Raw genomic sequence first — 14,125 nt, forward strand, 5'->3', positions numbered from 1 at the left:
GTCGTGCTCGTGTCGCGCAGCGGAACGCGCGACCGTGCACCCATACTGTCGCAAGATCCCGGTGCGACGGGTGCTCGGCTATCGTGACTGTGGGTGCCGGCTCTCGGCACCGCCGCCCGTCCCACGGAGTCCATGCACATGACACCGCGCATCCTCGTCGTCGACGACGACCAGGCCCTCGCCGAGATGATCGGCATCGTCCTCCGTTCCGAGGGGTACGACCCGGAGTTCAGCGCCGACGGCAACGACGCCGTCGAGACGTTCCACAGCACGAAGCCCGACCTCGTGCTGCTCGACGTCATGCTGCCGGGGATCGACGGCATCGAGGTCTGCAAGCGGATCCGCGCGGACAGCGGCACCCCGATCATCATGCTGACGGCGAAGGGCGACACCGCCGACGTCGTCGCCGGCCTCGAGAACGGTGCCGACGACTACGTCGTCAAGCCGTTCAACCCGAAGGAGCTCGTCGCGCGCATCAAGACGCGGCTGCGGCCGACGGCGGGGGACGCGTCGGTGCTGCACGCGGGCGACCTGACCGTCGACGTCGCCGCGCACGAGGTCCGTCGCGGCGACACGGTGATCGCGCTCACCCCGCTCGAGTTCGACCTGCTCCGCGCGCTCGCCGAGAAGCCGAACCAGGTCTTCACCCGCGAGATGCTGCTCGACCAGGTCTGGGGCTACCACTACAAGGCGGACACCCGGCTCGTGAACGTCCACGTGCAGCGGCTCCGCGCGAAGATCGAGCACGACCCGGACAACCCGAAGATCGTCACCACCGTCCGCGGTGTCGGCTACCGGGCCGGAGGAGCCTGAGCACCGTGCCGTCGGCGTCGTCCGGGACCGCGGCGGGCGGGGGCGCACCGCGGGCCGGCCGCGGGTTCCCCGGTCGCGCCGCCCGTTTGCGGCGTCGGCTCCGCCGCTGGCTCCGTCGCGGGTGGTACGCGGTCGCCTGGCTGTGGCGCCGGTCGCTCATGGTGCGCAGCGTCGCGATCACCGTCGCGACGACCGGCCTCGCGGTCGCCGTCATCGGCACCGCGGTCATGATCAGCATCTCGAACAACGTCTACGCGCAGCGCCGCGACCAGATCGAGTCCGAGTCGGCCCGGGCGACGATCGTCGCGCAGGGCATCTTCGACGCGGCGACCGCGGCCGAGGACAACAACCAGACCGAGCTGGAGACCCTGCAGAGCGAGGCGCAGCAGGCGATCCTCTCGAACACGACGAGCCCGGGCGGCACGAGCATCGCCATCGAGCGGACGCCCGGCCAGTCGACGCCCCAGACGCTGCAGAACCTCGCGAGCCAGGGCTTCCCGGACGCCGTGATCACCGACGCCCTGCGCCGCGAGGTCGGGAAGGACACCGGGCGACTGAGCCTGCAGCCCGTGCAGCTCGACGACGACGGGCGGCGCGAGCCGGGCCTGGCCGTCGGGTCCGTCCTGCAGGTCCCGAGCGCCGGACAGTACGAGCTCTACATCGTGTACGACCTGTCCGACGCGCAGCAGACCCTCGACTTCGTGTCACAGACGCTGTCGGTCGGCGGCGTCGCACTGATCGTCCTCATCGCGCTCGTCACCTCGCTCGTGGTGCGGCTCGTCGTCGTGCCGATCCGCGGTGCCGCCGAGACGAGTCGCAAGATCGCCGCCGGCCGGCTCGACGAGCGCATCCCGGTCCGGGGCCACGACGACATCGCGATCCTCGCGCGCAGCTTCAACGACATGGCCGACGCGGTCAGCCGGCAGATCACCCAGCTCGCCGAGCTCTCCCGCGTGCAGCAGCGCTTCGTGTCCGACGTGTCCCACGAGCTCCGCACGCCGTTGACCACGATCCGGCTCGCGGGCGACATGCTCTACGACTCGCGGCACGCCTTCGAGCCGTCGGTGAGCCGGTCCGCCGAGCTCCTGCACGCACAGGTCGAGCGCTTCGAACTGCTGCTGGCCGACCTGCTCGAGATCTCCCGGTACGACGCCCAGGCGGTGCAGCTCGACACCGAACCCGTCGTGCCCGCCGCGCTCGCCGCCGACATCGTCGAGGAGTTCCGCCCGCTCGCCGACCGCGCCGGCGTCGACCTGCAGCTCGTCACCCCCGGCGGCCACACCACGATGCAGCTCGACGCGAAGCGCATCCGGCGGATCCTGCGGAACCTGGTCGGCAACGCGGTCGAGCACGGTGACGCGAAGCCCGTCCAGGTCGTCGTCGACAGCGACTCCCGGTCCGTGGCGATCGCGGTCCGTGACCAGGGCGTCGGGATGCCACCGGAGGACGCAGCGCGGGTGTTCGACCGCTTCTGGCGCGCCGACCCGAGCCGCAAGCGCACCATCGGCGGCACCGGCCTCGGTCTCGCGATCTCCCTCGGGGACGCGAACCTGCACGGCGGTCGGATCGACGTGTGGTCGCGCCCCGGCGAGGGCTCGACGTTCGTGCTGACCCTGCCGCGTGGCGAGTCGCTCGGCACCGCGACCTCCGCCATCCCGCTGCCCGAACTCGACGAGACCTACGACGGCCCCCGCGCCGTCCGGGGGGAGGACTGATGCGCGCACGACTCCGGACCCTGGTGGTGGTGACGCTCGCGGCGCTCTCCGTGGTCGCCCTCTCGGCGTGCGCGGCGATCCCGACGGGTGGCGGCGTGCGTACCGGGCAGTCGGTGAAGGACGAGGCGATCTCCGGCTTCGAGCTCCGCCCGGACCGACCGGTCGCGGGCATGGACCAGACCGCGATCCTGCGCGGCTTCGTCGCCGCCGGCACCGGCGCGCAGGACGACTACGGCACCGCCCGCGAGTTCCTCGCCACGGGGTTCGCCGAGAAGTGGAACCCGCGCCGCGGCGTCACCGTCCTGCAGGGCAGCGGCGCGATCGAGCGGGTCGCCGACCGCGAGCTCACCTACACGCTGACCGCCAGTGCGACCGTCGACGCCGACGGCGAGTACACCCAGGCGGTCCGGCCGACGACGTCGACCCTGACGTTCCAGTTCGTCCGCGAGGACGGGGAGTGGCGGATCGCCTACGCCCCGGACGGGATCATCCTCACGCCGGTGAGCTTCGAGTCGCAGTTCCAGCAGCACGCGCTCTACTTCTTCGACCCGACGTACCGCTACCTGGTGCCCGACGAACGGTGGTTCCTCGCCCGGTCGTCCACGAGCACCCGCATCGCCAGTGCGCTGCTGGCCGGGCCGTCCGACTGGCTCAAGGGCGCCGTCGTGTCGGCCTTCCCGGAGGGGACGCAGCTCTCGCTCAACGCGGTCACGATCGAGAACGGCTCCGCGCTCGTCGACCTGTCGCGCGACGCCCTCGGTTCGAGCGGCGAGGACAAGGCGCGCATGCGCGAGCAGCTGACCCGCTCGCTCGCGTCGGTCGCCTCGGTGTCGTCCGTCTCGATCACCATCGAGGGGGCGACCTTCGCCGAGCCGGAGCAGCAGGACGCGACGGCGCGTCTCAACCCCGACGTCGACCCGCGACCGCTCGTCGACCGCGACGACGAGGTCGGGTACGCGACGACCAACGGTCGGATCGCGGCCCTCGGCGGCGACGCGAGCACGACGATCGCCTCCCTCGACCCGGAGTCGTTCTCGCTCTCCACGTCCGGCACGGTCGCCGCGGTGGGCAACGCCAGCGGCGTGGTCGTGGTCCGCGGTCGGGACGCGCTCCGCATCGACGCGACCGACGGACTGGTCCCGCCGACGCTCGACGACCTCGGCTTCGTCTGGGTCGGCAGCGGTGACGACACGAGCCGGGTGACGGCGTACGGGCTGGGTGGCGACCCGCACGAGGTCGCCACGACGCTGCCACGCGGTCGGCTCGTCTCGTTCCAGGTCTCCCGCGACTCCACACGGGCGCTCGCCCTCATCGAGACGGGCGACGGGCCCGCCCTGTACGTGATGGCGATCGTCCGCGGCAGCGACCGCACGCCGACGGGCCTCGGCTCGCCGGTGCGCGTGCAGGCGACCACGGGTGACGCCGTCGGTGCGGCCTGGGTGAACGACAGCGACGTCGTGTCGGTCGGGCAGACGGAGGCCGGCCCCGAGGTCGTCCGGTCGACGGTCGGTGGCCAGTCGACGACGTTGCCGAAGCCGGACGGGACGGCGTCCTCGGTGGCGGGCGGCAGCGGCGGATCGGTCCTGCTGCGCATGGCGGACGGCACGGTCCTGCAGTCCACCGGCGGCCGCTGGGACACCACGGGGGTCACCGCGGACGTGCTCGGTACCCAGCGCTGACGCGGCACGCGCCGCCCCTGCGGGGCGGCCGACCCTGCGCGGGCCGCAGGGTCGGCCCTGCACCGACGGTGCGACCGTCCCTGCACCGACGGTGCGACCGTCCCTGCACACGCGGCGCGGCCGTTCCTGCACACGCGGCGCGGCCTGGAGGCTCGTCCACCGTCCGCCGCGACGGCCCACCTCGGCGGTGTGCCGGGCGCCACGATCGACCTGTGTCCAGGACCGAACCGCGCCGCCGGCGCACCCGCGCTGCCGGCGCCCCTCCCACCGCACCTCCCACCGACCCGTCCGCCTGGTCGGACGCCGTCGCCGCGGTGCTCGGACTCGTGCTCCCCGTGGCCTGCGTCGGGTGCGGTGCGCCGGACCGGGCGGTCTGCCGGCCCTGCCGTGACGCACTCGACGCCGAGCCGCAGCGACGCCGGCTGGTCGCGGGTGTCCGACTCGACGCGGCCTTCGCCTACCGGGACACCGTGCGGGCCCTCGTCCTCGAGCTGAAGCTCCGTGGCCGGACGGACCTCGTGCCGGTGCTCGCGCCACGGTTCGGTGCGCTCGTCGGCCGGGCACTGGCCGACGTCCCGGGAGCGCTGCTCGTCCGCGTGCCGCCGTCGCCTGCCGGGGCGCGGCGACGGGGGTTCGACCCGGTCGTCCTGCTGCTCCGCCGCGCGGGTGCTGCGCGTGGGCGGGCCCGTCGCGCGCCGCGCCGGGCACTCCGGCGAGTCCGGCGGCGGGTCCCCGCGGACCGTCCCGGCTCCCGGGCCACGACGCGCGTCGCGCACGGCCAGAAGGAGCGGACGGCACTCGAACGGGTCGAGGCGACGGTGGGCACGCTCCGTGCGGCGCACGTCGCGGGTCGGGACGTCGTGGTGGTCGACGACGTGGTCACGACCGGCGTCACCATGGCCGAGGCGGTCCGCGCGGTCCGTGCGGCCGGGGGTCGCGTGGTGCGGTGCGTCGCGCTCGCCGAGGTCGAGGAGTGACCGCTCGGGCCGCACCAGGACGGGTCGTACGCCGGCCCCGCGGGTGCGGCGGCTGGTCGGCCGGGTGGACGCCCGACGACGCCTGAGCGTCCGGTGGGTGTCCGGCGCGACCCGCCGGTGGGTGGTGACGCCGCTCGAGCCGGGGGTCTAGCCTCGCGGCAAGGCGTTCGGGATCGCCGGATGGAGGCGACGCGCCGAAGTACGGATGGGAGCCGCCACATGGACGTGACGATCACGGGCCGGAACGTCGGGGTCACCGATCGATTCCGCACCTACGTGGAACAGAAGTCCGAGAAGATCGACGTGCTCGCCGACCGCGCCCTCGCCTTCGAGGTGCGCCTCAGCCGCCACAACGAGAAGGCCGGCGGCGCCCAGGGCGAGGACCGCGTCGAACTCACCCTGATCGGCCCCGGGCCCCTCGTGCGGGCCGAGTCCGCCGCCTCGGACAAGTACGCGGCGTTCGACCTCGCCTTCGCGCGCATCACCGAGCGCCTGCGTCGGGCACGTGACCGCCGCAAGGTGCACCGCGGTCGCCACCGCCCGACCTCGGTGGCCGAGGCCGCCGGCACCGGGTTCGAGCACATGGATGTGACGCCGGCCGACGGACGGCTCATCGAGACCGTCGCGACCGGTGCCGTCCCCGTGGTCGAGGAGTCGCACGACGAGGACGTCGAGCCGTACTCGCCCGTGGTCATCCGGCAGAAGGTCTTCACCGAGGCCCCGATGACCCTCGACGACGCGCTCTACCGCATGGAGCTGGTCGGGCACGACTTCTACCTCTTCGTCGACGCCGAGACCCGGCGCCCGAGCGTCGTCTACCGCCGCAAGGGCTGGGACTACGGCGTGATCGGCATCGACGACGGGAGCGCGGACGGCAGCACCGCCGACGCCGACGCCGTCGGGTCAGCGGCCGTCGCGTAGCGCACCGTCGCCGTCCAGCGGGTGCGTGCGTTCCTCGTCGGACCGTGCGCACCCGCTGCCCTCGTCGGCCGTCCCTGCTCGGTGCACCGCCCGTCTCCCAGCGCAGCGCTCCGGCGGGTTGCTAGCATGACTGGCTGTTCGGATCGCGCAGGTCGTGCGCGACGACCCCGTAAGGAGCTCACGTGGCAAACGTGCTGGAGAAGGTCCTCCGCATCGGCGAAGGACGGACCCTCCGACGGCTGAAGGCGTACGCCTCGGCCATCAACGACCTCGAGGACGACTTCGCGAGCCTCACCGACGAGGAGCTCCAGGACGAGACGAAGGAGCTCCGCGAGCGGTACGCCAACGGGGAGTCCCTCGACGACCTCCTGCCGGAGGCGTTCGCCGCCGTGCGCGAGGCAGCCAAGCGCACCCTCGGCATGCGGCACTTCGACGTGCAGCTCATGGGCGGCGCGGCCCTGCACCTCGGCAACATCGCCGAGATGAAGACCGGTGAGGGCAAGACCCTCGTCGCGACGACCGCCGCCTACCTCAACGCGATCCCGTCGCGCGGCGTGCACGTCATCACGGTCAACGACTTCCTCGCGTCGTACCAGTCCGAGATCATGGGGCGCGTCTTCCGTGCGCTCGGCATGAGCACCGGCTGCATCATCGCGAACCAGTCGCCGGCCGAGCGCCGCGAGCAGTACGCGGCCGACATCACCTACGGCACGAACAACGAGTTCGGCTTCGACTACCTGCGCGACAACATGGCGTGGCAGGCCTCCGACATGGTGCAGCGCGGCCACTACTTCGCGATCGTGGACGAGGTCGACTCGATCCTCATCGACGAGGCCCGCACGCCGCTCATCATCTCGGGGCCGTCCTCGGGCGAGGCGAACCGCTGGTTCACCGAGTTCGCGTCGATCGCCACCCGCCTGATCCCGGGCGAGGACTACGAGGTCGACGAGAAGAAGCGCACGGTCGGCGTGCTCGAGCCCGGCATCGAGAAGGTCGAGGACTACCTCGGCATCGACAACCTGTACGAGTCGGCGAACACCCCGCTCATCTCCTTCCTGAACAACTCGATCAAGGCCGTGGCCCTGTTCAAGAAGGACAAGGACTACGTCGTGATGAACGGCGAGGTGCTCATCGTCGACGAGCACACCGGTCGCATCCTCATGGGCCGGCGCTACAACGAGGGCATCCACCAGGCGATCGAGGCGAAGGAGGGCGTCGAGGTCAAGGCCGAGAACCAGACCCTCGCGACCGTCACGCTGCAGAACTACTTCCGCCTGTACCAGAAGCTCTCCGGCATGACCGGTACCGCCGAGACCGAGGCGGCCGAGTTCATGTCGACCTACAAGCTCGGCGTGGTCCCCATCCCGACGAACAAGCCGATGCAGCGCATCGACCAGACCGACCTCGTCTACAAGAACGAGAAGGCGAAGTTCGAGCAGGTCGCCGTCGACATCGCCGAGCGCCACGAGAAGGGCCAGCCGGTCCTCGTGGGCACCACGAGCGTCGAGAAGTCCGAGTACCTGTCGAAGCTCCTCGCGAAGAAGGGCGTCAAGCACGAGGTCCTCAACGCGAAGAACCACGCCCGCGAGGCCGCGATCGTCGCGCAGGCCGGTCGACTCGGAGCCGTCACGGTCGCCACGAACATGGCCGGCCGCGGTACCGACATCATGCTCGGCGGCAACTCCGAGTTCCTGGCCGTGCAGGAGATGCACGCCAAGGGCCTGTCCCCGACGGAGACGCCGGAGGAGTACGAGGCCGCCTGGGACGACGTCTTCGCCCGCGTCAAGGCGGAGATCAAGGAAGAGGCCGACAAGGTCCGCGACGCCGGCGGTCTGTACGTCCTCGGTACGGAGCGCCACGAGTCGCGCCGCATCGACAACCAGCTCCGAGGGCGTTCCGGTCGTCAGGGCGACCCGGGCGAGAGCCGCTTCTACCTGTCGCTGACCGACGACCTGATGCGCCTGTTCAACTCCGGTGCGGCCGAGAGCCTGATGGGCCGCTCGAACGTGCCGGACGACATGGCGATCGAGAACAAGCTGGTCAGCCGGGCGATCCGGTCCGCCCAGGCGCAGGTCGAGGGCCGCAACGCGGAGATCCGCAAGAACGTCCTGAAGTACGACGACGTCCTGAACCGCCAGCGCGAGGCGATCTACAGCGACCGTCGTCACATCCTCGAGGGTGACGACATCAACGACCGTGCGCAGTCGTTCCTCAAGGCCGTGATCGACGACGTCATCGACACGCACACCGGCGAGGGCTCCCCGGACGACTGGGACCTCGACGCGATGTGGACCGAGCTCGGCACGCTGTACCCGATCTCGATCTCCATCGACGAGGTCATCACCGAGGCCGGTTCGAAGGGCAAGGCGACGCGCGAGTTCCTGGCACGCGAGATCCTGTCCGACGCCAAGCTCGCGTACCAGCAGCGTGAGGAGCTCCTCGGTGACGAGGCCATGCGCGAGCTCGAGCGCCGCGTCGTCCTCTCGGTGATCGACCGTCGTTGGCGGGACCACCTGTACGAGATGGACTACCTCAAGGACGGCATCGGCCTCCGCGCGATGGCACAGCGCGACCCGCTGGTCGAGTACCAGCGCGAGGGCTACGCGCTCTTCCAGAGCATGATGGGCCAGATCCGCGAGGAGTCGGTCGGGTACCTGTTCAACCTCGAGGTCCAGGTGCAGTCGGACGGCGACAACGCGGTCATCGAGGCGAAGGGGCTCGGGGAGTCCGAGGCCACCGGGCTCGAGTACTCGGCGCCGTCGATCGACGGCGAGGTCGAGGTGCGCGACGAGCGCGGACGCCTGGAGCAGGCCGCCACCGCTCGCGCGCAGCGCGCTCAGGCCGAGGCCGAGGCAGAGGCCGCCGGCCCGGAGCAGGGGTCGGCGTTCGGCAACGCGGCGACCGCCTCCGGTCAGGCCGCCGCGGGGAACCGCGCGGAGCGTCGTCAGGCCGCCAAGAAGGGCTGACGCCCCACGACGACGGACGGGAGGCGCGGTGCCGGACGGCACCGCGCCTCCCGTCCGTCGTGTCCCCGGTGCGGGATCAGAGCACCCCGATCGCGGTCGCTCGCCAACGCCCCTGCCGCAGCTCGAGCCGGAGCGCGACGGCACGCGCGTGGCTGCGCGTGTGCACCACCACGGCTGCCTCAGCGACGCCGGGCGCCGGCTCGCAGACCCGGACGCTCCCGACCTGCAGGATCGGGCGGGCGCGGGACCGTCTCCCGATCGACCGCGCTCGAGCGCCGAGGGCGGCACGCTGCAGCAGGTGCCGCTGCACGTCCTCGGTGATCCAGCGCGCGATGCTGTCGACCTCGCGCCCACCGGTCAGGACCTCGACGACGCACAGCCCGAGTGCCCGCGCCGTGTCGGTGACGTCCGGTGTCGCCGTCGTGGTCGTGGTCTCGGACGACGTCCCGGCCTCGGCGCCGTCCGCGACGTCGGGGTGGCCCCTGCCCGCCGCCACGAGCTCCCGGTGCTCGGACTCGCTCCTCGGTGTCGTCCCGGTCACCGGCGCGAGCGTCCGCGGTACCGGTCCGCTCTGGTCGTCCGCCGTGATCGGACGCGCTTCTCCTGCCGCCATGTCCCCTCCGGTCCCGAGCGTACGGACGAATGGCGCATGTGAAATACCGACGTCATCGTGCTTGTGGAGGGGCGTCGTTCTCCACAGACGGGCGCACCTAGACTTGCCGGGTGTCGACCCTCAGTGATCTCGTCCTCGCGCAAGGCCGGTCCTCGGAAGCGGACGTGGAGTGGCTCCACCTGCTCGTGGGGGACTGGCAGCTCCTCGCCGACCTCTCCTTCGCGGACATGGTGCTGTGGGTGCCGACGGCCGTGGACGGCTCGTTCATGGCCGTGGCGCACGCGCGTCCGAGCTCGGCGGCGACCCTGTTCTACCGCGACATCGTCGGGCAGGAGATGCGTGAGGAGTGGCGCGACCAGGTCACCCAGTGCTTCGCGAGCGCCACGGTCGTCGACTCGGCCGAGCCGGACTGGTACGAGGACACGCCGACCCGGGTCCGTGCGATCCCCGTGCTCCGCCGGCTGACGACGAACAGCACCGAGACGACCGACCGTCCGATCGCGGTGGTCACCCGGCACTCGAACCAGGACGAGATGCGGACGCCGAGCCGCCAGGAGCTGAACTTCACCGCGAGCGCGAACGACCTGTTCGGCATGATCGCGACCGGTGACTTCCCCGACCTCGGGGCGCCGGCTGGTCCGCGCCGCGGCGCGCCCCGCGCGAGCGACGGTCTGCTCCGCCTCGACACGAACGGCACCGTGACCTTCGCGAGCCCGAACGGCCTCAGTGCCTTCAACCGCATGGGCTTCGAGGGGGAGCTCGAGCGGAAGTCCCTCGCCGAGGTGACCACCGAGCTCATCGGCTCGAAGCTCGACGTGGACGAGTCCCTCCCGCTCGTCGTGACCGGTCGTGCGCCGTGGCGCGCCGACGTCGAGGCGAAGGGCGTGACGGTGTCGCTCCGGTCGATCCCGCTGCGTGACCACGGGGAGCGCATCGGCGCCATCGTGCTCTGCCGCGACGTCACCGAGCTGCGGCACCAGGAGCGTGAGCTCATCACCAAGGACGCGACGATCCGTGAGATCCACCACCGGGTGAAGAACAACCTGCAGACGGTCGCGTCGCTGCTGCGGATCCAGGCCCGACGGACCCACTCCGACGAGGCCCGCACGTCACTGCAGAACGCGATGCGCCGTGTCGCCGCGATCGCCGTCGTGCACGACACCCTGTCGACCGGTCTCAGCCAGAACGTCGACTTCGACGAGGTGTTCGACTCGGTGCTCAAGCTCGTGACCGAGGTCGCCGCGTCGCACAACACCACCGTCCGCCCGAAGAAGACCGGCGAGTTCGGCGTGCTGCCCTCCGAGGCCGCGACGCCTCTCGCGCTCGGGCTCACCGAGCTCGTCACGAACGCCGTGGAGCACGGGCTCGACGGGCGCGACGGCGAGGTCGAGATCGTCGCGAACCGCGCCGACGACCACCTCGACATCGAGGTCCGTGACAACGGTGTGGGCCTGCCCGAGGGCAAGGTCGGCTCGGGTCTCGGCACGCAGATCGTCCGCACGCTCATCCAGGGCGAGCTCGGCGGCACGATCGACTGGCACACGCTCACCGGCAGCGGGACCGAGGTCACGATCACGATCCCGTTCCGCTGGCTGACGGCCGCCGGCGCCGCCTAGGCCGACGCGTCGCGGGCGTGTTCGTGTGGCGTCCGTTGCCCGTGCACAACCGGAAGCACCTCGCGCCGCGGGTATCCGTGGTGCGAGGTGCTTCCGGTTGTGCGGCCGTCCCACGGCGGAGGCGGGCGACGGCGGCGGTCCCGCGGGCGACCCCGGGCGGCACCGCACGCCTGCGACGCTCGCGCGCACGACGACGCCCGTCGCTCCCGGGGGAGCGACGGGCGTCGTCGTGTCAGGAGTGCTGCGTCAGGAGGCGCGGCGGGCGCGGGCAGCGCGGCGCTTCAGCGCACGACGCTCGTCCTCGCTCAGGCCGCCCCAGACACCGGAGTCCTGGTTGTTCTCGAGGGCGTACTGCAGGCACATCTCGGTCACGGTGCACCGCGCGCACACCGACTTCGCCTTCTCGATCTGGTCGACGGCCGGTCCGGTGTTCCCAACGGGGAAGAAGAGCTCGGGGTCCGCGGTGAGGCAGGCTGCCTGGTCACGCCAGTCCATGTGTGGTGCTCCTTGATGTCGATGCTCGAACGGCAGGCCGGGGCCGCGGCTCGGGGATCGGAACGCTGGCATGCACAGGGCACGAGGGGAACCTGTGGGGGAGGCTTCCGCTGGGAGCGAGTCTGACGCCCGCTGGACGCTCGGGGGAGAAGCGTCGAACCGCGGGAGACGCACACCACATCGTGCCGTCCAAACGACCTCGAATATCGTTCCATACTGGGATGACCAAATCAAGGGTCCCGATGCTGGAGGCTTGCTGTGCCCGACACCACCCCGACCGCTCCGGACCACGTCCCGGGCCGCCCGCCGGCCGTCACGACCCTGCTCGTCGTGGTGGGGCTCGAGGCCCTCGCGCTCGTCGTCACGACCGTCGTGCTGCTCGTGGAGTCGATCGTCGCCCCGTCGTCGAGCATCGCCTCGGCCGTCGCGCTCACCCTGCTCTGCGCGGTCGCCGCGCTGTGGCTGGTCTCGCTGGTCGTCGGGCTGCGCAACCGTCGGGCGTGGGTCCGCGCCGGCATCCTCGTGTGGCAGGTGATGCAGGGCGCCCTGGCCATCGGTGCGTTCCAGGGCGTGTTCCGGGTCGCCTGGGTCGGCTGGGCCCTCCTGATCCCCGCGCTGCTCGGGCTCACCCTGGTGCTCTCGCGTGCCGTGACGGGGTGGCTCGTCCCGCGCGACGCTCGCGACGAGTAGCCGCGACCCCGGGACGGACGAGAGCGCGCCCCGCTCAACGGGACGTGCCGACGCACGGGAGGCGCGCTGCCAGCTGGCAGCGCGCCTCCCGTCCGTGACGTGGCCGGGTCTCAGACCAGGCCGAGCTTCTTCCGCAGGCTCGCCACGTGCCCGGTCGCCTTCACGTTGTAGAGCGGCAGCTGCACGACGCCGTCCTCGTCGACGACGACCGTCGACCGGATCGTGCCGGTGACGATCTTCCCGTAGTTGTTCTTCTCGCCCCACGCGGCGTACGCCCGGTGCACCGCCAGGTCCGGGTCGCTGAGGAGCGGGAAGGTCAGCGCCTGCTCGTGCTGGAAGGTCTTGAGCTTCGCGGGCTCGTCCTTCGAGATGCCCAGGACCTCGTAGCCGGCTGCCTGGAGCGACGACATGTTGTCGCGGAAGTCGCAGGCCTCGGTCGTGCAGCCGGGGGTCGACGCCGCCGGGTAGAAGTACACGATCACCTTGCGACCCCGCAGGTCCGCGAGGCTGTGCTGCGCGCCGTCCTGGTCCGGGAGGGTGAAGTCGGGGGCGGTGTCGCCGGCTGCGAGACGGTCGGTCATGGTGCTCCTGTTCGGTCGCGGCGCCCGAGTGGTCGTGGGCACGCGAAAGTCATGCTAATGTTGTTTCCCGTTGCAGCACGGAAGTGCGAGAGCGACAGACAACTGAACACCATGCGCCTCTAGCTCAATTGGCAGAGCAACTGACTCTTAATCAGTGGGTTCTCGGTTCAAGTCCGAGGGGGCGCACCGCAAGGCCCGGTCGGATCACTCCGACCGGGCCTTCTTCGTTCCCCGGGACGGTCCGGTCGGTGGCCCCGGAGGGCGACACGCGCGGACTGCAGTCGGGGCGCAGATCCGCGACCAGGATCTCGGACGTGCTCTCGAGTCCGCCCCGGGGCGGCCTCAGGTGGTCGGGAGGTCGACCACGCGCGTCCCGCCGACGAGGGGTGCGAGGGCACCGCCCGTCGCCGCCGCGAGCTCGGCTCGCAGGACGTCGAGCGCGTCCTCGGGGACCCAGAGCGTGAACCCGACGGTGCTGCCGTAGGTCGGTGGGTCGAAGGTCGCTCCGTGCTGCTGCACCCACTGCCGCAGCACGTTGTCGATGCGGCCGGCGTCCGCGTGGGGCGCGGTGACGTCGACGCGGGTCAGCTCGACGCGCTGCAGCGTCGTGGCGCGGTCCAGCGTCTCGGACACCGAGGTCGAGTACGCGCGGACGAGTCCGCCCGCACCGAGCTTCACCCCACCGAAGTACCGGGTCACGACGGCGACCACGTCGGTCAGGTCGCGGCGACGCAGGACCTCGAGCATGGGGACCCCGGCGGTCCCGGACGGCTCCCCGTCGTCGGAGGACCGTGCCTGGTCGCCGAGCACCCCCGTGACCATCGCGGAGCAGTTGTGCCGGGCGTCCCAGTACCGGCGGCGGACCTCGGCGACGGCGCGCTCCGCGTCCTCGACCCCGCTGACGGGGACGACCGTGGTGACGAACCGCGACCTCGTGACGACGATCTCGTGCTCGACGGTGCCGGCGATGGTCGACGGGAAGTGGCGGGGCACGTGCTCGAGGGTAGCCGCGCGCCGTCGGCGGCCCGCGCTACCATGGCGTGCACAGCCGACGACTGG

The 14,125-nt window shown here is 71.5% G+C and carries 12 protein-coding genes and 1 tRNA gene; 9 read left to right on the top strand and 4 right to left on the bottom strand.

What is annotated here, in order from left to right; genetic code table 11:
• Positions 1–138: 138 nt before the first annotated feature.
• The 6 genes from mtrA to secA all read left to right on the top strand — a co-directional run bounded on the left by mtrA (position 139) and on the right by secA (position 9,071).
• Positions 139–813 carry an MtrAB system response regulator MtrA gene (gene mtrA / locus JOD95_RS12505; RefSeq protein WP_066658387.1) on the top strand — a complete coding sequence of 225 codons (675 nt, stop codon included), beginning with the start codon at positions 139–141 and terminating at the stop codon, positions 811–813.
• Positions 814–818: 5 nt separating this feature from the next.
• Complete coding sequence (gene mtrB, locus JOD95_RS12510) at positions 819–2,528, top strand: MtrAB system histidine kinase MtrB (protein WP_307810441.1); 1,710 nt, start codon at positions 819–821, stop codon at positions 2,526–2,528.
• Positions 2,528–4,207, top strand: coding sequence for an LpqB family beta-propeller domain-containing protein (locus JOD95_RS12515; RefSeq protein ID WP_209685221.1), 1,680 nt, complete (start codon positions 2,528–2,530; stop codon positions 4,205–4,207). Before mtrB ends, JOD95_RS12515 begins: the two co-directional genes overlap by 1 nt.
• Before the next feature lie 212 nt (positions 4,208–4,419).
• Positions 4,420–5,184: a phosphoribosyltransferase family protein gene (locus JOD95_RS16975; RefSeq protein WP_209685222.1), complete on the top strand. Its 765-nt coding sequence runs from the start codon at positions 4,420–4,422 to the stop codon at positions 5,182–5,184.
• A gap of 219 nt (positions 5,185–5,403) precedes the next feature.
• On the top strand, positions 5,404–6,105 hold the full coding sequence (gene hpf, locus JOD95_RS12525) for a ribosome hibernation-promoting factor, HPF/YfiA family (protein WP_209685224.1): 702 nt from the start codon (positions 5,404–5,406) through the stop codon (positions 6,103–6,105).
• Between the two features lie 182 nt (positions 6,106–6,287).
• Complete coding sequence (gene secA, locus JOD95_RS12530; protein WP_209685226.1) at positions 6,288–9,071, top strand: preprotein translocase subunit SecA; 2,784 nt, start codon at positions 6,288–6,290, stop codon at positions 9,069–9,071.
• A gap of 76 nt (positions 9,072–9,147) precedes the next feature.
• On the opposite strand, the gene JOD95_RS12535 is transcribed toward secA, so the two are convergent.
• A complete protein-coding gene (locus JOD95_RS12535; RefSeq protein WP_209685228.1) occupies positions 9,148–9,612 on the bottom strand; it encodes an Rv3235 family protein in 465 nt (154 codons plus the stop codon).
• 182 nt (positions 9,613–9,794) lie between these two features.
• Between JOD95_RS12535 and JOD95_RS12540 the strand changes: the two genes are divergently transcribed.
• The gene (locus tag JOD95_RS12540; RefSeq protein ID WP_209685230.1) at positions 9,795–11,300 is read left to right on the top strand and encodes a sensor histidine kinase; all 1,506 of its coding nucleotides are present in this window, start codon (positions 9,795–9,797) and stop codon (positions 11,298–11,300) included.
• 246 nt (positions 11,301–11,546) lie between these two features.
• Here the strand turns inward: JOD95_RS12540 and JOD95_RS12545 are convergent, their stop codons facing one another.
• On the bottom strand, positions 11,547–11,795 hold the full coding sequence (locus tag JOD95_RS12545) for a WhiB family transcriptional regulator (protein WP_022904217.1): 249 nt from the start codon (positions 11,793–11,795) through the stop codon (positions 11,547–11,549).
• A 258-nt stretch (positions 11,796–12,053) separates the two neighbouring features.
• On the opposite strand from JOD95_RS12545, the gene JOD95_RS12550 reads away from it, so the two are divergent.
• Positions 12,054–12,485, top strand: coding sequence for a hypothetical protein (locus JOD95_RS12550; protein WP_066654959.1), 432 nt, complete (start codon positions 12,054–12,056; stop codon positions 12,483–12,485).
• A 110-nt stretch (positions 12,486–12,595) separates the two neighbouring features.
• On the opposite strand, the gene bcp is transcribed toward JOD95_RS12550, so the two are convergent.
• Complete coding sequence (gene bcp, locus JOD95_RS12555; RefSeq protein ID WP_066654958.1) at positions 12,596–13,066, bottom strand: thioredoxin-dependent thiol peroxidase; 471 nt, start codon at positions 13,064–13,066, stop codon at positions 12,596–12,598.
• Positions 13,067–13,179: 113 nt separating this feature from the next.
• Here bcp and JOD95_RS12560 point away from each other — a divergent pair.
• Positions 13,180–13,252 (top strand) — tRNA-Lys (locus tag JOD95_RS12560).
• 156 nt (positions 13,253–13,408) lie between these two features.
• Here JOD95_RS12560 and JOD95_RS12565 read toward each other — a convergent pair.
• Positions 13,409–14,059: a YigZ family protein gene (locus tag JOD95_RS12565; protein WP_209685232.1), complete on the bottom strand. Its 651-nt coding sequence runs from the start codon at positions 14,057–14,059 to the stop codon at positions 13,409–13,411.
• Positions 14,060–14,125 lie beyond the last annotated feature (66 nt).

Source organism: Curtobacterium sp. 1310 (assembly GCF_017834105.1).
In the GTDB taxonomy this organism is placed as follows: Bacteria; Actinomycetota; Actinomycetes; order Actinomycetales; family Microbacteriaceae; genus Curtobacterium.